This is a genomic window from Leucothrix arctica, from assembly GCF_003172895.1.
In the GTDB taxonomy this organism is placed as follows: Bacteria; Pseudomonadota; Gammaproteobacteria; order Thiotrichales; family Thiotrichaceae; genus Leucothrix; species Leucothrix arctica.
On sequence record NZ_QGKL01000044.1, the window covers coordinates 24279 to 42636 of the forward strand.

Annotated in this window: 18 protein-coding genes and 1 tRNA gene; 4 read left to right on the forward strand and 15 right to left on the reverse strand. The window is 42.9% G+C overall.

The window, feature by feature from the left end; all coding sequences use genetic code 11:
- Nucleotides 1-609 precede the first annotated feature (609 nt).
- Nucleotides 610-1551: a transcriptional regulator GcvA gene (gcvA, locus tag DKT75_RS21515; protein WP_109826955.1), complete on the forward strand. Its 942-nt coding sequence runs from the start codon at nt 610-612 to the stop codon at nt 1549-1551.
- 4 nt (nt 1552-1555) lie between these two features.
- Here the strand turns inward: gcvA and DKT75_RS21520 are convergent, their stop codons facing one another.
- The 12 genes from DKT75_RS21520 to DKT75_RS21575 all read right to left on the reverse strand — a co-directional run bounded on the left by DKT75_RS21520 (nt 1556) and on the right by DKT75_RS21575 (nt 11632).
- Nucleotides 1556-2344 (reverse strand): 3-hydroxybutyrate dehydrogenase, encoded by a 789-nt coding sequence (locus tag DKT75_RS21520; RefSeq protein ID WP_109826957.1) that lies wholly within the window; start codon nt 2342-2344, stop codon nt 1556-1558.
- Between the two features lie 19 nt (nt 2345-2363).
- Nucleotides 2364-3347 (reverse strand): acrylyl-CoA reductase (NADPH), encoded by a 984-nt coding sequence (acuI, locus tag DKT75_RS21525; protein WP_109826959.1) that lies wholly within the window; start codon nt 3345-3347, stop codon nt 2364-2366.
- A gap of 155 nt (nt 3348-3502) precedes the next feature.
- Nucleotides 3503-4279, reverse strand: a complete 777-nt coding sequence (locus DKT75_RS21530; RefSeq protein ID WP_109826961.1) for a ferredoxin--NADP reductase — start codon at nt 4277-4279, stop codon at nt 3503-3505.
- 105 nt (nt 4280-4384) lie between these two features.
- On the reverse strand, nt 4385-4879 hold the full coding sequence (locus DKT75_RS21535; RefSeq protein WP_109826964.1) for a ProQ/FINO family protein: 495 nt from the start codon (nt 4877-4879) through the stop codon (nt 4385-4387).
- Between the two features lie 335 nt (nt 4880-5214).
- Nucleotides 5215-5305: transfer RNA gene (locus tag DKT75_RS21540), tRNA-Ser, on the reverse strand.
- Nucleotides 5306-5367: 62 nt separating this feature from the next.
- Entirely contained in the window at nt 5368-6060 is a 693-nt protein-coding gene (locus tag DKT75_RS21545; RefSeq protein ID WP_211665529.1) for a pseudouridine synthase, read from the reverse strand.
- A gap of 5 nt (nt 6061-6065) precedes the next feature.
- Nucleotides 6066-7361 (reverse strand): adenylosuccinate synthase, encoded by a 1296-nt coding sequence (locus DKT75_RS21550; protein ID WP_109826967.1) that lies wholly within the window; start codon nt 7359-7361, stop codon nt 6066-6068.
- Between the two features lie 46 nt (nt 7362-7407).
- Nucleotides 7408-8592 (reverse strand): ATP phosphoribosyltransferase regulatory subunit, encoded by a 1185-nt coding sequence (locus tag DKT75_RS21555; RefSeq protein WP_109826970.1) that lies wholly within the window; start codon nt 8590-8592, stop codon nt 7408-7410.
- Between the two features lie 22 nt (nt 8593-8614).
- Nucleotides 8615-8806: a DUF2065 domain-containing protein gene (locus DKT75_RS21560; RefSeq protein ID WP_211665530.1), complete on the reverse strand. Its 192-nt coding sequence runs from the start codon at nt 8804-8806 to the stop codon at nt 8615-8617.
- 24 nt (nt 8807-8830) lie between these two features.
- The gene (gene hflC / locus DKT75_RS21565; RefSeq protein WP_109826972.1) at nt 8831-9688 is read right to left on the reverse strand and encodes a protease modulator HflC; all 858 of its coding nucleotides are present in this window, start codon (nt 9686-9688) and stop codon (nt 8831-8833) included.
- Nucleotides 9688-10905, reverse strand: coding sequence for an FtsH protease activity modulator HflK (gene hflK / locus DKT75_RS21570; RefSeq protein ID WP_109826974.1), 1218 nt, complete (start codon nt 10903-10905; stop codon nt 9688-9690). The genes hflC and hflK overlap by 1 nt, the downstream gene beginning before the upstream one ends.
- 124 nt (nt 10906-11029) lie before the next feature.
- The gene (locus DKT75_RS21575) at nt 11030-11632 is read right to left on the reverse strand and encodes a uracil-DNA glycosylase family protein (RefSeq protein WP_109826976.1); all 603 of its coding nucleotides are present in this window, start codon (nt 11630-11632) and stop codon (nt 11030-11032) included.
- A 216-nt stretch (nt 11633-11848) separates the two neighbouring features.
- On the opposite strand from DKT75_RS21575, the gene DKT75_RS21580 reads away from it, so the two are divergent.
- Entirely contained in the window at nt 11849-13171 is a 1323-nt protein-coding gene (locus DKT75_RS21580; protein ID WP_109826978.1) for a tetratricopeptide repeat protein, read from the forward strand.
- Here the strand turns inward: DKT75_RS21580 and cysZ are convergent.
- Nucleotides 13157-13891, reverse strand: coding sequence for a sulfate transporter CysZ (gene cysZ, locus DKT75_RS21585; protein WP_109826980.1), 735 nt, complete (start codon nt 13889-13891; stop codon nt 13157-13159). The genes DKT75_RS21580 and cysZ overlap by 15 nt on opposite strands.
- A 230-nt stretch (nt 13892-14121) precedes the next feature.
- Nucleotides 14122-15588: a glucose-6-phosphate dehydrogenase gene (gene zwf / locus DKT75_RS21590; protein ID WP_109826982.1), complete on the reverse strand. Its 1467-nt coding sequence runs from the start codon at nt 15586-15588 to the stop codon at nt 14122-14124.
- Between the two features lie 171 nt (nt 15589-15759).
- Between zwf and cls the strand changes: the two genes are divergently transcribed.
- A complete protein-coding gene (cls, locus tag DKT75_RS21595; protein ID WP_109826984.1) occupies nt 15760-17175 on the forward strand; it encodes a cardiolipin synthase in 1416 nt (471 codons plus the stop codon).
- Nucleotides 17176-17188: 13 nt separating this feature from the next.
- On the opposite strand, the gene DKT75_RS21600 is transcribed toward cls, so the two are convergent.
- Complete coding sequence (locus DKT75_RS21600) at nt 17189-18145, reverse strand: patatin-like phospholipase family protein (RefSeq protein WP_109826986.1); 957 nt, start codon at nt 18143-18145, stop codon at nt 17189-17191.
- 53 nt (nt 18146-18198) lie between these two features.
- Here DKT75_RS21600 and DKT75_RS22145 point away from each other — a divergent pair, with 53 nt between their 5' ends.
- Nucleotides 18199-18339, forward strand: coding sequence for a hypothetical protein (locus tag DKT75_RS22145; protein WP_211665531.1), 141 nt, complete (start codon nt 18199-18201; stop codon nt 18337-18339).
- The last annotated feature ends 19 nt before the right edge of the window (nt 18340-18358 follow it).

Genomic DNA, 18358 nt, shown 5'->3' on the forward strand with positions numbered 1-18358 from the left:
AGTAACATAGTGTCTTTTTTTATTTATAATTAGGCTTTAATTACACCTTTAATAATATATTAGATATTGCTCGACTAACGAAAGAAAACTAAACTTTAGCTCATAATACATTATATGTATGCGATCCAAATTTGAGGAGATGAGGAACGTGCTAGGTTAGCTTACTGAGTGGCTCGATAACTACCTATTGAGGAAGGATGAAAATCCTACAATTATTGATTCTTTACCTCTGGTTGTTAAATAACCAGAGGGGGATAGTGCTTACGCCCTACCCCCATGGTTGAGGAGGAGGAATCATTAACATGAGATTCAAGCAACTATCAGTTGTGTATTATCAGGAGAACCACGCTTCAAAAGCACTACTGTGAAGTACTTTCGATGCAGTGGAAAATAATATTTCTTCCTGTTGCTTGACTACCTACCATACAGACCTCGAATGAATGTGCACTTAATATGCATTATTATCGTTCAAGTATTTAAAAGGCGACTACACAAACTTCATTCTACATGAAGTAATTTAACCGTTGAGTTTTACATATCGACGGCTAAATATTCAAACACCGTAAACTACGAATAATAAGTCACACCAATCAAGTTACATACTCAACTATGACCATTTCCCATAAAGCACCATTACCTCCTCTAAATGCACTCAAAGCTTTTGAAGTTGCAGCAAGACATTTAAATCTCACTAAAGCAGCAGCAGAGTTATTTGTTACACCGGCTGCCGTTAGTAGACACATTAAAGTGCTTGAAGAATACTTAGATGTCACATTATTTATTCGAGGAAACCAAGGCCTAGAACTCACAGAAGTCGCCTTACACTGCTACCCCAAGCTAAGTATGGGCTTTTCTACATTGGCTGATGCAGTTGCTGAAATTAGACAACGGACTAATAGAAGACAACTTACGGTAGGCATGGCACCTTCTTTTGCGTCTAAATGGTTTATTCCAAGAATGAATCAGTTCACCGAAATGTTTCCCGATATAGATCTTCGTATTTTGGCGAGCTCAGATTATTTAGAATCCTACAAAGGCGCTAAACATGGTCGCGACGGAACTGATGTATCTATTCGCTTTGGTAAAGGGCACTACCCTGATTGCGATTCAGAGTTATTATTTTCGGTGGGTGTAACACCGCTATGCAGCCCAAGCCTTCTGAATGGTGAGTTTCCACTAACTAATCCAAAAAATCTTTCTCACTACACACTAATTCACGATGACACTTTGCACGGTGGACAACAAGATTGGGATTCTTGGCTTAAAGAAGCTGGAGTAACAGATGTTGATACAACACGCGGCTCACGATTTAACCATGTATCATTGGCACTAGAAGCTGCTGTTGCTGGTCATGGTGTTGTATTGACGATCAATAAATTAGCATCTAAAGATATCGATGAAGGACGATTGATTGCTCCATTCGATCTCACTCTTCCATTGGATTATAACTACTACCTTGTTATGGATCAGAACAAGCAAACTCACGAACAAGAGACAATCAGTACCTTTATCGAATGGATCAGAGGTGAAGCTGAAAGCGGCAACACTTAAGACTCTAGCTTGCAGTCCAGCCACCATCAATTGACTGCAGCGAACCCGTTATTGAAGCAGCCTCATCTCCGCAAAGGAATGAGGCATAAGCGGCTACTTGATCAACCGTTACAAATGCTTTCGTTGGTTGCCTTGCCAATAACACATCATTAACAACTTGCTCTTCTGTCAAACCTCTAGCTTTGGCTGTATCAGGTATCTGCTTTTCTACCAAGGGCGTCCAAACATATCCCGGACAAATAGCATTTACCGTCACGCCATCCCCTGCCACCTCAAGTGCAACCGACTTAGTAAAGCCCGCTACACCATGTTTTGCAGAAACATAAGCTGACTTATAAGGCGACGCAATCAAGGCATGTGCCGATGCAATATTGATAATTCTTCCCCAACGATTTTCCTTCATCGCAGGTATCAACAAACGTGTGGTATGAAATACGGCACTCAAATTAAGTGCAATAACCTTATCCCAGCTAGCAACAGGAAAGTCCTCTACGGGAGACACATGTTGCATACCCGCGTTATTAACCAATATATCAACACACCCGAGTTCTTGAGCTATCGACAGCATCATTGCTTCTATTTGATCAACTTGAGTTAAATCCGATGGAAAATAACGGACGGTAACGCCGTTACTTTCCTCAATAGCTACTCGAATCGACTCAATCTCATCAAGATCACCAAAACCATTTAAGGCGATATTGGCGCCTTCATTGGCGAGCCGCTGGGCAATACCCAAACCGATACCACTGGTAGAGCCCGTCACTAAAGCCGTTTTTCCTTCCAGTTTTCTCATACCCGCCACTCCAAAGATTTTATTCCTGACAGTTTACAACAACACGACCACGAACTTTTCCTGCCAATAAATCATTAGCAACATCTACACACTCATCTAGAGTGATGTCTTGAGTATTTTCAGCTAAGAGCTCTGTATCAATAAGCTCTGAAAGTTGAGCCCATGCCACAATCCGCTTATCAATGGGCGCATTGACACTATCAATACCAATTAAACGAACACCACGAAGAATAAAAGGCATTACAGTTGCTGGAAAATCAAAGCCTTGCGCTAAACCACAAGCTGTAACAACCCCACCATAACGCATCGAAGCACATACATTTGCTAGTGTATGACTTCCTACACTATCAATAGCCCCTGCCCAACGCTCTTTTGAGAGCGGGCGGCCTGCACTTGATAATTCATCACGATGAACTACATCTGATGCACCCAACGACAGTAGATGTTCCTTTTCTTCCATACGACCAGTAGAGGCAACAACGTTATAACCAAGTTTTGATAACAACATGATTGCAACACTACCTACGCCACCGTTGGCACCAGTAACCAAGATCTCACCATCACCTGCCTTAACGCCTTGTTCAACTAAAGCCATGACGCTTAGCATTGCAGTATAACCTGCTGTTCCCAGTGACATAGCTTGCTTAGGTTTCATTGAAGCTGGTAGTGGTACTAACCACTCACTCTTGACTCTTGCCTGCTCAGCTAAACCACCCCAATGCATTTCTCCAACGCCCCAGCCATTTAATATGGCGAGATCGCCTGCCTTCCATTGATCAGACTTACTTTCAAGGACTTCGCCGACAAAGTCGATACCTGGAACCATTGGGAAAGAGCGAACAACAGGTGCTTTGCCCGTTATAGCTAAAGCATCTTTATAATTCAGAGTGGAGTATAAAACTTTTAAAGTAACATCACCTTCAGGCAAACCTTGCGGTGAGATATCACCAAGCGTGGCTGTCAGCTTATCGTCTACACGGTCTAGCAGTAATCCTTTAAACATATGTTTCTCCTCCAAAAAATGATGCGCTAAGTAACTACAACATACGAAGAGACATACTAAGATGCAAGATAAACCACGTTTTAAAAGCGAATTTTAAACCTACGTCTAAATTACTAGGGCAATGATGAGACACACCCTAGTAATACAAGACGACATTAGCGCTCTACGAAAGCACGCTCAATAACATAATCACCCTGAACACCAATTTTTGGACTGATTTCAAAGCCTAAGTTATCTAACATATTGCACGTATCTGCAAGCATTGCCGGGCTACCACAGACCATGGCACGATCTGTTTCAGGGTTTAACTGAGGTAAACCTAAATCTTCACACAATTTACCAGATGCAACTAAGTCAGTTAAACGACCTTGGTTACGAAATGGCTCACGCGTTACTGCAGGGTAGTAGCACAACTTTTCACTAATTACTTCGCCAAGGTATTCATGAGACTTTAGTCCCTCTGATAACCAGTCGTAATACCCCAACTCACTCAGAAAACGAACACCGTGAAATAATATGACTTTTTCAAACTTATCGTACACTTCTGGGTCTTTGATAATACTCAGAAAAGGCGCTAAGCCCGTTCCGGTAGAAAATAAGAAAAGATTACGGCCTGACTTAAGGTCATCTGGCACTAAAGTACCCGTAGGCTTACTGCCGATAAGAACATCGTCGCCCACTTTAAGATGCTGCAAGCGAGACGTTAACGCCCCATTAGGCGCCTTGATACTATAAAACTCTAAGTACTCGTCATAGTTAGCACTCGCTATACTATATGCACGCATTAATGGCTTAGGCTCATCTTCCAAGCCAATCATAATGAATTCACCATTACGGAAGCGCAGACCATCATCACGGGTAGTTTTGAAACTAAAGAGAGTGTCGTTCCAATGCTTTACATCGGTGACCTTTTCGGTGGCGTACTTAGCCATTTTCTGTCCTGTTTGGTTATCTATTCAGACAGAGTATGAGGACATCGTAAGGAATTACAAGAGAACAGAATAGTTGTGCTACAGACTATCTACATATGAGGTAATCTAGTCGCCTGCACCATCCATTGTACGCCTTGCGTGCTCACGCTCAGTTTGTTGAACATCACCGTCTTCAGTACCGTCCAACATAAAACGCTTTCCGCCACGTGCAACATTAGCAAGATAAGACTTATGATTTGTATGCCTGTGTAATAATTTTTTAATGGCACGCTTACTGATTTCAAGCTTCTTTTCAGCAATTACTTCAGCGATCTGGTCATCAATACCACGTGCTAAAGGACGACGACGACGCCATACTGAAAAAGTCTCCGCCAATAATCGCTTCAACTCACGAGACTGACGCTCCGCTGGAGATAGATGACTATCTTTAATAGCCTTCTTTTCGGAAGCAGACTGCATTTTAAGAACACGCTTGCGACCGCGAACGAATTCCTTAACCTCATCAGACTTCACTTCTGTATTCTCAACAGTCTCCGCTGTTTTCGGCTTAACTTTACGTTTAAGCGATAACTTTTTGCGGGGTACGCCATCTTCGGTCATTTAAAGCATTCCTGAATAATTATTACATTAGAGTAGGTTGATTATAACAAGTGCAGGGTTCATACCCTTATAGGAATATACTAAATTCTCAACCATTCGTCCTTAATCTCCCTACTGAACACTCGGACTTTCATTCTGGCGGTGTACTACGTCAGAAGTATGACACGTTAAACGTTGCTAGTTTAAATAAACACATGTGAGCAATAACCGTTACTAACTTATTAGATCATTGGCATAGCAAAGCTTTATAGATGCCAACGTCTCAGATACAAAAAAAGCCCAAGTAGATATTAGCTACTCGGGCTTTTTAAATACTACGTAGCGTAGCAATAATTTGGCGGAGGGAGAGGGATTCGAACCCTCGAAAAGCTATTAACCTTTACACGCTTTCCAGGCGTGCTCCTTAAGCCACTCGGACACCCCTCCGTGGTTAACTTCACAACATAGGCTGTGCAATTAAGGTGCGGCAGAGTACCGCAATTTTACGCTTATGACAAGCTGATCTCTTCTTCAGTCAGTGCACGCCACTTACCAGGCGCCAGATCAGGATCAAGCGTGATATGAGCAATGGTTTCTCTATGTAACTCCATCACTTCATTATCAACTGCTTCCATCATTCGCTTTACTTGATGATAACGACCTTCACTAATGCTTAAGTTAATCACTTTAGGTGAAATCACTTCAACAATGGCGGGCTTAGTCAACTTAACTTCGCCATCCAGCATCACACCCTGTTCCAGCTTTACTATCTCATCATCAGTCAATGGGCCGACCAACGTTACTCGGTAACGTTTGAAATGCTCATGCTTTGGTGATGTTAAGCGATGTGACCATTGGCCATCATCTGTAGCCAGTATCAAACCTGTCGTATCGCGATCTAGACGCCCTGCCACATGAAGCTGATCTCTTCTAGGCACTAAGAGATGATCAAAAACGGTTAGGGAGTTCTTATCACGATTGGCACTAACGCAATCAACAGGTTTGTTTAACATGTAATAGCGAGGCTTTGGCTCAGTGATTTGTGTACCAAGGTAAGTCACCAAATTCTCTTCAGTAACCTTTGCAGCCCCTTTAGTCACCGCTTCACCGTCAACCAATACATCGCCATCTTTGATGGCTTTTACTGCCTGAGAACGCGTCAGGTTAGACGCGTTACTCAGTAGCTTATCTAATCGAATCAAGAGTCTTATACGTCGTAAGGATTACGTATAATCATCGTGTGATCACGATCAGGACCCGTCGAGATAATATCTACCGGTACTTCTAGTAATTCACCCATACGCTCCAGATACTTCTGAGCGTTTTCTGGCAGCGCGTCATAAGACGTTGCACCAAATGTATTACTCATCCAACCAGGCATAGTCTCAAATACTGGCTTGCAACGTTCAAATGCTGCTGCCCCTGCTGGAGGAACATCAATAATTTCGCCATCTAGCTCGTAAGCCGTACAGATGTGAATTGTTTCAACTTCATCCAATACGTCAAGCTTAGTAACACAGATACCCGTAATGCTGTTTATACGCATTGAACTACCTAGTGCAACAGCGTCTAACCAACCACAACGACGCGGACGACCTGTAGTAGCACCCACTTCCTGACCTTTGATAGCGATTGCTTCGCCAATGTCGTCAAATAGTTCCGTAGGGAAAGGACCAGAACCAACACGTGTAGTGTAAGCTTTAGTAATTCCTAGGATATAGTCCAAATCGCGCGGACCTACACCACTACCTGTACAAGCACCACCAGCAGTTGTGCTTGAAGATGTTACGTAAGGGTAAGTACCGTGATCAATATCCAGCAATGACCCTTGAGCACCCTCAAACATAACATTTTCGCCAGCAGCACTTAACTCATGCAAGCGTGTTGGGATATCAGACATCATTGGTAGCAAACGATCAACATAAGCTAATGTGTCTGCTAATACTGTTTCATAGCTAAGTGGCTCTGCTTTGTAATAGTGCTCAAGCACGAAGTTATGGTATTCCATCACTGTCTTAAGTTTTTCAGCGAAGCCTTGCTCATCAAGCAAATCACCCAAACGAAGACCACGACGTGCTGCCTTGTCTTCGTATGCCGGACCAATACCGCGGCCTGTCGTACCAATCTTATCTGAACCACGCGCTGCTTCACGAGCCGCATCTAGTGCGCCATGGTATGGCAAGATGAGCTGGCAAGAGACTGACAACTGTAAACGCTCTGTAACAGGTACGCCTTCGGCTTCAAGCATGTCTATTTCTTTAAATAGCGCTTCTGGTGACAACACTACGCCGTTACCGATCATGCACTCTACGCCTTCACGTAAAATACCTGATGGAATCAGATGCAGTACTGTTTTCTCACCTTTGATAACTAAGGTATGACCTGCGTTGTGTCCACCTTGAAAGCGTACAACACCTGCTGCATTCTCTGTCAGCAAATCAACGATCTTGCCTTTACCTTCGTCACCCCATTGAGTGCCCAGTACTACTACAAACTTACCCATCTTTAATCTCTCTTGATCAAACTAAATATATTGTGCTGTCTACTGCTTAAGCAGTAACAACCTGCCATTCACCGCTCTGCTTAGCTAGTATGCGACTGCAACCTTGCTCTTTTACAGTCAACTGGTCTAATGGCGCTAATTGGCTTATTACGATCTCACCTTGTGAGCGTAGCTCTGCGACTTTACTTGATAACTCAGCATCACCCTCAAACGGTGCAAGAATACCTTCAATAGCAAGTGGTGCAACATCACCTTTCAATCTTACTAGTGTACGCAAGTTAGTGCTAAAGCCTGTCGCTGGGCGTGCATTACCGAAGTGCTCACCGATGCCATCATAACGACCGCCTCGAGCCACTTCACGACCAGAACCTTCAACATAGGCAGCATAAACAATACCTGTGTGGTAAGCATATCCGCGCATATCCGCAAGGTCTAGGCTAATCGCTAAACTAGGGAATGTACTCTGCAAACGGTTAATTAACGTTTGTAAGTATTCAATCGCATCAGCCATGTCTGAACCTGCCGCTGAAAGTTTAACTTTCGCAGTTTCTAGTACAGATACATCACCGTGCAATGTTGGTAAGCAACAAAGCATGTCAGTTGCAGACTTATCAAAGCCACTCTCTGACACCCACTGATCTACTTCTGGAATCGATTTACGCTCAAGCTGATCCAAATAAGCAGCTTGCTGATCAGTATCTAAACCAACCGAAGCAATTAGACTGCGCAAAATACCGATGTGGCCTAAGTCGATCAGTACCTTTTCAACGTCTGCTACTTTCAATGTTTCTAGCATTAAGCTAATTACTTCAAAGTCACTCTCAATACCTTCGTGACCAAACAACTCTGCACCAACTTGAATAGGTGAGCGTGAGCCGCCCGCTTCTTCACTTTTGGTACGCAGTACTGTGCCCATGTAACATAGGCGGTTTGGTTGATTCGGTAGTTGAGACATTCGATGTGAATCGATACGTGCGACTTGTGGTGTAATGTCTGCACGAACTCCCATCAAGCGACCATTGGTTTGGTCTGTAATTTTAAAAGTCTGTACATCGAGCTGGGAGCCCATTGCAATACTTAGAGATTCTAGATATTCCACTAATGGTGGCATGACAAAGCCATAACCCCATCCGCGATAGACATCTAGCAGTTCGCGACGCATTGCTTCTAAGGCTTTCGCTTCAGCCGGCAATGACTCGTTAATTCCATCTGGAAGTAACCAATATTTCATGTAAAACGATTCTCGTGCAGCATTAAATCAAAAAAAGAAGTACCAACCCTGCAACCATACTGCCTAAACCAAGTCTTCGTAAAGACTTGTCGGGCATTTGGAGCAAAGATTGATAGACTTCTTTTAGTTTTGAAGGCACTGCAAACGGTAACAGCCCTTCTATAATTAGCACCAAGGCCAGAGCGGTAAGTAAGTCGTTCCAATTAATATTCACTTACCGACCGCTCTAACTATTGGTTTATTGAGTCTTGTTTTTGAAGTAACGGAAGAACTCAGAGTCTGGCTCCATAACCATCACATCGCCAGCTTTACCCATCGACTTACGATAAGCTTCTAGACTACGGTGGAATGAGTAAAACTCAGGATTCTTCTGATACGCTTCAGCATAAGCATCAGCGGCTTTAGCATCACCTTGACCACGAATTTTCTCCGCAGCACTATAAGCATCAGCTTCAATGATGATCGCATCACGATCGGCAGCAGCTTGAATACGCTCTGCTTCCTCAGCACCACGTGAACGTAGGTCCTGTGCTACACGCTGACGCTCTGAACGCATACGTTTAAACACTGACTCACTGTTCTTCTCAGAGAAGTCTATCTGACTAACACGTACATCAACAATGGTCACACCTAACTGGTTAGCTGCTTCATTTGACTTGGTTTGTAGTCCTTCCATGATCTGATCACGCTCACCAGAAATCGCTTCTTGGATGGTACGCTTCGAGAACTCGTTACGAAGACCATCTTTCATGATGCTCTCCAAACGATTCAAAGCAACACGTAAATCACCACCTGTTGAACGGTAGAACTTACCTGTTTCAGAGATCTTCCACTTAACAAAGAAATCAACAACAACATACTTCTTTTCATTCGTTAGGAACTGCTCTGGTTTCGCATCCATTGTTAGGATTTGCGAAGAGAAGCTCTCAACACGGTGAATGACAGGAATTTTAAAGTGTAAACCCGGCTTAATGTCGTCTTGAACAATTTCACCAAATCTAAATTTAATAGCTGTCTCACGTTCATCAACTATGTAAGCCGAACTAAAGATCACGACGAGAGCTAAGGCAATAGCAATTAATATAGGACTTTTCATTATCTGCCCTCCCTAACCGAACTACGAACACCATTAACAGTACTTGTTGTTACCGCACTATTACGTAAACCACTTTCTAGCACGCTAGATACCGCAGCACGGGCTGCATCGCTATCTGAAGAGCCACTACCAGCGCCTCCTGATTGCATCTTATCTAATGGCAAATACAGCATGTTATTTCCTGAGCTTGAATCGATCATGACTTTAGAGCTTTTCTCTAGAACTTGTTCCATCGTTTCTAGATAAAGACGTTCACGAGTCACATCTGGCGCTTTCAAGTAAGCAGTAGATAGCTGCTCGAAACGAGACGCCTCACCCTGTGCTTTCGAGATTAAACGACTACGGTAAGCCGTTGCATCTTCAATGATACGTGCAGCGTTACCACGAGCGACAGGAATAACACGCTTAGCGTAAGTTTCTGCTTGGTTCTTAAAGCGATTTTGATCTTCTCGAGCTTGGATAGCGTCATCGAACGCATCCTTAACTTGAGTAGGTGCTTCTGCTTTAGTTACGTTTACTTTGATTACATCTAATCCAGATTTATAATCATCCAACACTCGTTGCATGATCTCTAGGATTTCTGGAGCAATTTTTTCACGATCAGCACCGATGATAGAATCCATCGTTGTACGACCAACTACTTCACGTACTGCACTACGCATCACGTTGTAGATAGTTCCACTGACTTGGTTTTGCTCATAATCAGCTAGCCAAACATTGAACAAGTAGTTTTCTGGGTTCTTTACGTTGTACTGAACAGATACATCAATAGAAATGATGTTCTCGTCCTTAGTCAACATGTGCGTTACGCCACCAGAATCTTTTGCCGTACGGTTACGGTCAACGTCAACTTTTTCAACCGTATCGATTGGGTATGGAAGCTTCCAATTCAAACCAGGCATCGTTGTTTTATTGTATTGACCAAAACGTAGTTCAACACCACGCTGTGCTGAGTCAACAGTGTAGAAACCAGTAAACAGCCAAAGCACTAAAGCAGCAGCTGCCAAACCAATAACGACATTTAAGTTTATTCCTGGACCACCATTTGAGCCGTCGCCATCATTATTATTAGATGAACCGCCACCAAATAGCTGACTGAGCTTGTCATTCATCTTTTGAATCGTGTTTTCGATGCTATCGGATGAAGATGACTCACGTGAAGGCTTACTGCTCCACGGATCTTTATCCTTATTACCACCTGGTTCATTCCAAGGCATGTAGTTACTCCGTCTATTAGTTGATCAGGTTAAATACCTAGTTTCAACTATGTGGGCTAAATTCAAAAAGTCAAAGGCGGTAATTGTAAGCGTCTAGTCTCTATCAGGCAATCACTGATACAAATTACTTCAATTTCTGCCACTCTGGGTGTGCGCCCAGCAAATGTAAAGCAGCATGTAGAAGACTAGCGCCTGGCTCAGTTTGGTGCCATGTAGAAGCGCCAGAAGGATGAGGTAGTGGTATTAACGTACATAACTCACCCTCAATTTCTTGTTCAAACTGCAAGCCTATGACATCGGTGAGCTTATTTAACGGCAAGAACTGCGAAATTGCCAATTTCCCCACCAAAATAATTAACTTAGGCTGTTGGATAGCAAACTCAGCGTCCATCCATACTCGACAGTTGGCAATTTCAGTTTTATTGGGAACGCGGTCACCACCCTTTGGTTTTTTCCCTGGAAAACATCGCCCTACTGAAGCAATATAAACCTGCTCACGAAATTGCTCTTCTGACAGTCCCTGACTCGCAAACCATTTAAACAGTGTCTTTCCAGCTGTCCAAGCAAAAGGTTTACCAATATCGCCTTCTCGGTCACCGGGTGCCTGCCCGATGAGCATAACCTTAGAAATCACTGCGGCTCCGGTAATGACAGGGCCAATCATTTCAGGGCAAGCCTTACACGCTCGCAGTCGCGTTTGATGCTCAAGTAATTGAGTTTTTTTCATTTTCAATAAATTATTCACCTTGTAAGTATAAACAACGAGCAACAGGCAGCCAATCCCTAATAATTTTAGGCTTTATTTTTAAGCAATTTGTTATAAATATATTTATTCCGCTCCATTCATCCTAATTACATACACGTTAGTATATAAAAGAGCATGCCCAACGAATAAAGACATCTAATGTTCCCCCTATATACATGGATGTGATGAAAATAACTTATGTCAGTCAAATATCAAGAACAATCAAATACGCCGATATCGACCACCATTCTTGCGCCGGACGGACAGCCGCGCGCGTTTCATCGTATCAATATCGAATATTTTGCGCTGTATCACAACACGCGCACACAAGACCTTAGTAAAGCAGTCTCTCAGGGCATGAAACTTGGTTTTCTTGCAACGACGAGGCAACGTGAGTGCGCGTCACAGTGGAAAAGCGACTACAACCACACTTTCAAAACACTGTGTGAACAAACTATATTCGATATCAACCAACTGGTGAGTAAGCTCCCTTGTGAAGAGTTGCGTAGCCTCAGTAAATCCACTGACGCAATTAAAGAACAGCTTATTCAAACGCCTAATGACTACCTGCGTCACTTTCATATCGCTTGGCTGTATTTACTTAAAAAAGATTTAAAACAAGCAGACTTACACTTCAATATTGCGGCACTGCAAAGCCAAAAAGATAACCCTGAACTTGCTTGCTTTGCACTAAGACACCTTGCAGAAGTCCGTTATAGAGCACAACGATATCCTCAAGCCTTACTAGCAATCAAGACGGCAAAAGCAGTTGCAGCTCATTACGATGCTGAGCTACATTTCGAATATGTTCGTATGCTAGCGTTGGCAAACCGTACATCTGAGTCACTAAAGCAGTTGAGTTTACTAATAAATAAGTCACCTAAATATGAAAGTCTCGCGAGTATAGAAACAGACTTTAAAAGAAACCCTTCATTCAAACGGTTCTTTGTTACGTTGTCACAACGACACATGCAAAACATATTAAGTGAGCTTCATAAGCAGTGGGAAAATGACCCCATTAACTTGCTGGATTTAGACAAGGAACTTGGTGCGCCAAACAGCTTGGGAACCATAAAGCAGAAGCAAGTTAACACGATAAAAGAGTTGCCCGAGTTGCTACTGAGTGATGATAATCAAAGTAGTCACCTTATTCATCAGCAAAGCCGTCAGTTCGTAATGAATGCGTTAAATGTTCGAAACCAATGCTTCGTGCAGGATATTGAGCAACACCAATATTGTGCGTCACGTGTACACAAAGCCGGACAATGGCTCATTTACTCAAGCATTGTCGCTATTGTTGCCTTGGTACTCAGTTACGCTATCAGTTCTATTGCAGCTACCCTAGGTCATAACTTAGTGGTTAATGGCAGCGTACAGACTATTGTTCTAGTAACTGTTGGAGTTCTGATAGTAGTCGGCATGACTTTATTGTATTTCACACCGACAAAACTAAAGAATCTACTTAAGAAAAAGCAACAACTAGAACACCTGAGTTCAAAGCTTGGCTTATCCGTGGGATAATCGTTTTACCCACATAGCCGTAGCACCAGAGACCGCGACTGGCATTGCAACAAAGTTAAGTACTGGGATGATCGTAATCAAGCTAGTGGCAGCACCGAATCCCAGTGCGTGTGCTCGATTTTTCCTTAAAATAGCTAACTCTTCCTTAATGAATAACTCATGGTTACCCATTGGAAAGTCGCTGTATTGAAGTGAGTACATCCAAGAGCCGTAGACAACCCATGCCAGAGGTGCAATCAAGTTTACTCCCGGAATGACCGTTATTATCAATAACAACGGCATCCACTTGATCATATAAAAAACCTTCTTCACTTCACTTCCTAAGGTCTTACCAATATTTTTGGCCAACGCTTTCCAACCTGATGACTCAGGCAATGCTCGACCTTCTAGTACCTTCTCAACTCTTTCCGCGAGTAATGCATTAAAAGGCGCTGCGATAAAGTTTGCCACAATACTGAAGGTGTAATAAATGACGAGTAAGATCAACACGGCAAAGAAAGGAAAGAGTATCCACTCTACCCAAGACAGCCATGATGGTAGCCATCCCAACAGCCTATCCATCCAGATATCAAATTGCACATTAGCCAACCAAATAGCACCACAAAAAACGACAATATTAATGAGCAGTGGGATAACTACAAAGCCTCGAATATTTTTCTGAGTAATCAGCGAAAAGCCTTGGAAAAGAAAAGCAATACCTTGAAAGAAACCTTGAATCATTGACCGTATATTCCTTGAAAATTAGTTAGCATGTTTATAGGGTGATACTTTAACGTGTCAGGCATAAAAAAACGACCTACCCTTTTCAGGGAGGTCGCCAATTTTTGCGATGAATAATTTTTATGATTAACTATGTTTTTATAGTTATATCGATTAGTAGCACTACTCGATTAATCGTTCAAAACATAAATTAACCGTAATCAAAATGATTCATACGTTAATAATCTAATTTAAATTTTTCTCCAACGACGCCCTGTCTTAGCCATCATTTCTACAGATGCTGTAGGACCTACAGAACCACTGTCGTAGGTCTCTGGTGCAACACCTGAAGCTTCCCACGCATCCATTATAGGATCTATCCACTGCCATGCTGCTTCAACTTCATCACCACGCATAAATAGTGTTTGGTCACCACGAACCACATCCATCAACAGACGCTCATAAGCATCAGGCATTTCAAACTCATCACCTAACTTTTCAGCGAAGGTTACATCCAATGGCGTTGAGTGCAGACGGAAACCACCTGGGCCCGGCTCTTTCGTCATTAGCTCGATTTGCAAACCTTCGTCTGGCTGCAAACGAATACTTAAGACATTCGGATTTAGCGGTGTAGATAAGTTACCAAAAACAGAGTGAGGCGGCTTTTTAAAGACAATCGCAATCTCTGTCGCTTGAGAGCGTAACTTCTTACCTGTACGCAGATAAAAAGGCACGCCAGACCAACGCCAGTTACCAATTTCAGCTTTTATCGCCACGTAGCATTCTGTCTTACTTTGAGGATTACCTGCTTCATCAACATAAGATGGTGAAGTTTCTGTCGCACGATATTGCCCACGCACCGTATTCTCAAGCGCGTCATGACCGGCTAGCGGCTTTAGTGAGCGTAATACTTTTAGCTTTTCATCACGTACAGCATCACCGTTAAAGTCATGAGGCGGCTCCATCGCGATCAAACATAATAATTGTAATAAGTGATTTTGCACCATGTCACGCATAGCGCCGGAGTTATCATAATAACCACCACGCGTACCCACACCCAATGATTCAGCGGCGGTGATTTGTACATGATCAATTGATTGCGCATTCCAGATAGGCTCGAACAACGCATTTGCGAAACGCAGTGCCATCAAGTTTTGAACGGTTTCTTTACCTAGATAGTGATCAATGCGGTAAGTGCAATCCTCATTAAACACATCACCGATTTCAGCGTTGAGTTTCTTTGCACTATCTAAATCATGACCTAACGGCTTTTCAACAACGAGTCTTGCCTTACCGTCAGACAAGCCTGCAGATGCAAGACCGCGGGAAATAGCGCCAAACAATGATGGGCCAACGGCCAGATAAAAAACACGAATTCGGTCAGGAAATAACGCCATGGTATCGACTAACTCTGTCCATCCATTAACGTCTGTTACATCGTTAGCAATATACGATAAGCGATCTAAGAAACTTGCTAATAGTGTCTCATCTAGTTCATCCTCAGGAATATGCTGAGTTAAAGCGTTAGATGCAAGCTCACGGAACTCTTCAGTGCTGTGCTCACTCATCGACACGCCAACTATTCGTGCTTCTTCAGGTATTTGAGCAACTGCATGACGTCGGAACAAGGCAGGTAGCAATTTGCGCATGGCAAGATCACCTGTCGCGCCAAAGATAACGAGGTCAAACGGCTTTACTGGTATTACAACGCTGGTCATAAAGTCTTCCCAAATCTAGCGAATAATTAGAGCGTAGGATTGTAGCACTGCCTTTCAAGGCTTCACAGTACAGATAACAATACTTAGTTGCAGGCAACTAATACTCAGGCTTTAGCTAAGGAATTAAGAGTATTTGTTCGTCATATTGAGTCAACTGACACAAGGATAGCAATGATCGCAATCATAATCACAGCAGTACAGCTTTTAGGGCTAGTAATGGCCGTTTATGCTTTATTAGCCACTCGTACCTCTCAAGGGACTGTGGCTTGGGTAGTAACTTTGATTGCCTTCCCTTGGTTAGGTATTCCTGCTTACCTTATTTTCGGCAGAACTCGCTACAAAGGATATGTATCCTCTCGTGCAGAAGGTGAACAAGGTGCGAGAAAAAAACTAGACTCTGTTAAATACAAAATAAGTGGGTATTTTGCGCCGAGACCTCAACAAAATGAGTCGCTCAGAGCCTTTGAAGTATTGGCAAAACTGCCTTTTACAGAAGCAAATCACATCAAGCTTTTAATTAATGGCCAAGTCACTTTTGATGATATTTTCACCGGTATACAACAGGCAAAAGATTACATACTGATCCAATTTTATATCATAAAAGATGACTCACTCGGTGAGTTATTATCGCAACATCTACAAGATGCTTTAGCGCGAGGTGTTAGGGTTTTTTTACTTTATGATGAAATTGGAAGCTATCAGCTCGATGAGAACTACTTAGATAAGTTGACCGATAAAGGGGCACAGGTACACTCTTTCCATTCTCATAGAAGCTTTCAAAATAGATTTCAACTGAACTTCAGAAACCATCGAAAAGTGATTGTCATTGATGGTAAACATAGCTGGATTGGTGGTCACAATGTCGGTGATGAATATATTCAGAAAGACCCTAAATCCCCTTACTGGCGTGATACTCATATAAAACTGAGCGGTCCTGTCGTTATGGGAGCGCAACACTCTTTTATTGAAGATTGGTTATGGGTCACAGAGCAATTACCGGACCTTAACTGGACACCCTGCGTTCCTGACACGAAAAATTATCAACGCGCGGTGATACTACCGTCTGGGCCATCGGATCCTTTTGAAACAGCCAGTCTTATGATGCAACATTCCATCCATATAGCGAAGCAACGTATCTGGATAGCTAGCCCCTACTTTGTGCCTGATGAAGGCGTACAACAAGCACTAAGATTGGCCGCGCTGCGGGGTGTTGATGTTCGAATATTAATTCCTGAGAAACCTGATAACTTACTCATTTACCTATCCGCTTTTGCTTTCTTACCCGGCATATTAAAAGCGGGCGTAAAAATCATGCGCTACAAGAAAGGCTTTCTACACCAAAAAGTATTTTTAATAGATTCTTACTTATCTGCAGTTGGAACGGCTAATATGGACAACCGCTCTTTCCGTTTAAACTTTGAGATCACGGCATTAATAGATGACGTATACTTTGCAAGTCAAGTCGAAGCGATGCTACTTGAAGACTTTAACAACGCAGGCGCAATAACTATTGAGGAAATAAAAGCAAAGCCGCTTTGGTTTACTATTTTATGCCGCGCCGCTTACCTGTCAGCGCCAGTCCAATAACACTTATAAAGTGTTATTCACCAATCGCATAACGAATTTTATCCATCTGTTGCATTGTCAAATCATAACCACTTTTTATCACTTCTTCCGCGCGATGAAACTCCATTAAACCAATATGAGATAAGCGTGGTGAGATTAATACATCGGGTGGATCACCCGCCATACGGCTACGTGCGATTCGATCCTGCATAATATTGACAGAACTTGCAATCGTATCAAAAAAGCTTGGTTGCTTTGGAGCATCGGATTGCTGCTTATTGGGGAAAAATGATGAGGAGTATTCTTTCAGCGTCCCTGTCAGCAAACCGAACATATCGTCAGACTTACTATCGGCTTCAACCAACTCTACCTTGCTCACCTCTTCTCCAACCTCCTTCTCTGTCTCGCCCTTGACTTTTTTACGACTACGCTTACCCACAATATCACTATTTAGTCCGACCGCTATAACCACTTCAGCCCCCAAAGATCGACACATACTGACGGGGATAGGGTTAACAAGACCACCATCCACAAGCCAGCTTCCATTATGACTAACGGAAGGAAAAACACCAGGCACTGCAATTGACGCCCAAAGCGCCGTTAGTGCATCGCCCTCTGTAAACCAAACTTCACGACCAGTCGTTAGGTCAGTAGCTACCGCTCCAAATGGCTTATCAAATGACTCTATTAGCGTACCCTTAGGGCAGATATTCAAAGCAAAGTCATCGTTCAATCGGCTAGTGTTAATAAAGCCTGACCCTACTCCCAATCCTGCATATTTCGCTAAATCCATACGATTAAGTGACCTAATCCATTTTTCTAACGCGTCTAAGTTAGAGGATGTATAAGCTGCTCCCACGATTGCACCAATAGAGCAACCACTGACAACACTCACTTCTATGCCATGCTCTTCTAGCGCTCGAATGACACCAATATGTGCCCAACCTCGTGCTGCACCACTTCCCAAAGCTAAACCAATTTTTACTGACATGAATTTCTCTTTTTACTATGCTCGTTAGAATCGATAATATCGCACATTCAACAATGATACTTAAGAGACTTGCCGGTATCGACCTAATGATCCAAATGCCCTTGGATAGCATTGATTACAAAGTAAATGTTGGCGAATGGCTGCATTACATGCAACAAAAAAGCGCAATGACAATGAAGCCACTGCGCCCTTAGTGAGGCTAGCCAACGACAA

What these genes read in the sequence shown, in the direction of transcription:
- gcvA (WP_109826955.1), top strand. Translation starts at nt 610, where the DNA reads ATGACCATTTCCCATAAAGCACCATTACCTCCTCTAAATGCACTCAAA.
- DKT75_RS21520 (WP_109826957.1), bottom strand. Translation starts at nt 2,344, where the DNA reads ATGAGAAAACTGGAAGGAAAAACGGCTTTAGTGACGGGCTCTACCAGT.
- acuI (WP_109826959.1), bottom strand. Translation starts at nt 3,347, where the DNA reads ATGTTTAAAGGATTACTGCTAGACCGTGTAGACGATAAGCTGACAGCC.
- DKT75_RS21530 (WP_109826961.1), bottom strand. Translation starts at nt 4,279, where the DNA reads ATGGCTAAGTACGCCACCGAAAAGGTCACCGATGTAAAGCATTGGAAC.
- DKT75_RS21535 (WP_109826964.1), bottom strand. Translation starts at nt 4,879, where the DNA reads ATGACCGAAGATGGCGTACCCCGCAAAAAGTTATCGCTTAAACGTAAA.
- DKT75_RS21550 (WP_109826967.1), bottom strand. Translation starts at nt 7,361, where the DNA reads ATGGGTAAGTTTGTAGTAGTACTGGGCACTCAATGGGGTGACGAAGGT.
- DKT75_RS21555 (WP_109826970.1), bottom strand. Translation starts at nt 8,592, where the DNA reads ATGAAATATTGGTTACTTCCAGATGGAATTAACGAGTCATTGCCGGCT.
- hflC (WP_109826972.1), bottom strand. Translation starts at nt 9,688, where the DNA reads ATGAAAAGTCCTATATTAATTGCTATTGCCTTAGCTCTCGTCGTGATC.
- hflK (WP_109826974.1), bottom strand. Translation starts at nt 10,905, where the DNA reads ATGCCTTGGAATGAACCAGGTGGTAATAAGGATAAAGATCCGTGGAGC.
- DKT75_RS21575 (WP_109826976.1), bottom strand. Translation starts at nt 11,632, where the DNA reads ATGAAAAAAACTCAATTACTTGAGCATCAAACGCGACTGCGAGCGTGT.
- DKT75_RS21580 (WP_109826978.1), top strand. Translation starts at nt 11,849, where the DNA reads ATGTCAGTCAAATATCAAGAACAATCAAATACGCCGATATCGACCACC.
- cysZ (WP_109826980.1), bottom strand. Translation starts at nt 13,891, where the DNA reads ATGATTCAAGGTTTCTTTCAAGGTATTGCTTTTCTTTTCCAAGGCTTT.
- zwf (WP_109826982.1), bottom strand. Translation starts at nt 15,588, where the DNA reads ATGACCAGCGTTGTAATACCAGTAAAGCCGTTTGACCTCGTTATCTTT.
- cls (WP_109826984.1), top strand. Translation starts at nt 15,760, where the DNA reads ATGATCGCAATCATAATCACAGCAGTACAGCTTTTAGGGCTAGTAATG.
- DKT75_RS21600 (WP_109826986.1), bottom strand. Translation starts at nt 18,145, where the DNA reads ATGTCAGTAAAAATTGGTTTAGCTTTGGGAAGTGGTGCAGCACGAGGT.
- DKT75_RS22145 (WP_211665531.1), top strand. Translation starts at nt 18,199, where the DNA reads ATGATACTTAAGAGACTTGCCGGTATCGACCTAATGATCCAAATGCCC.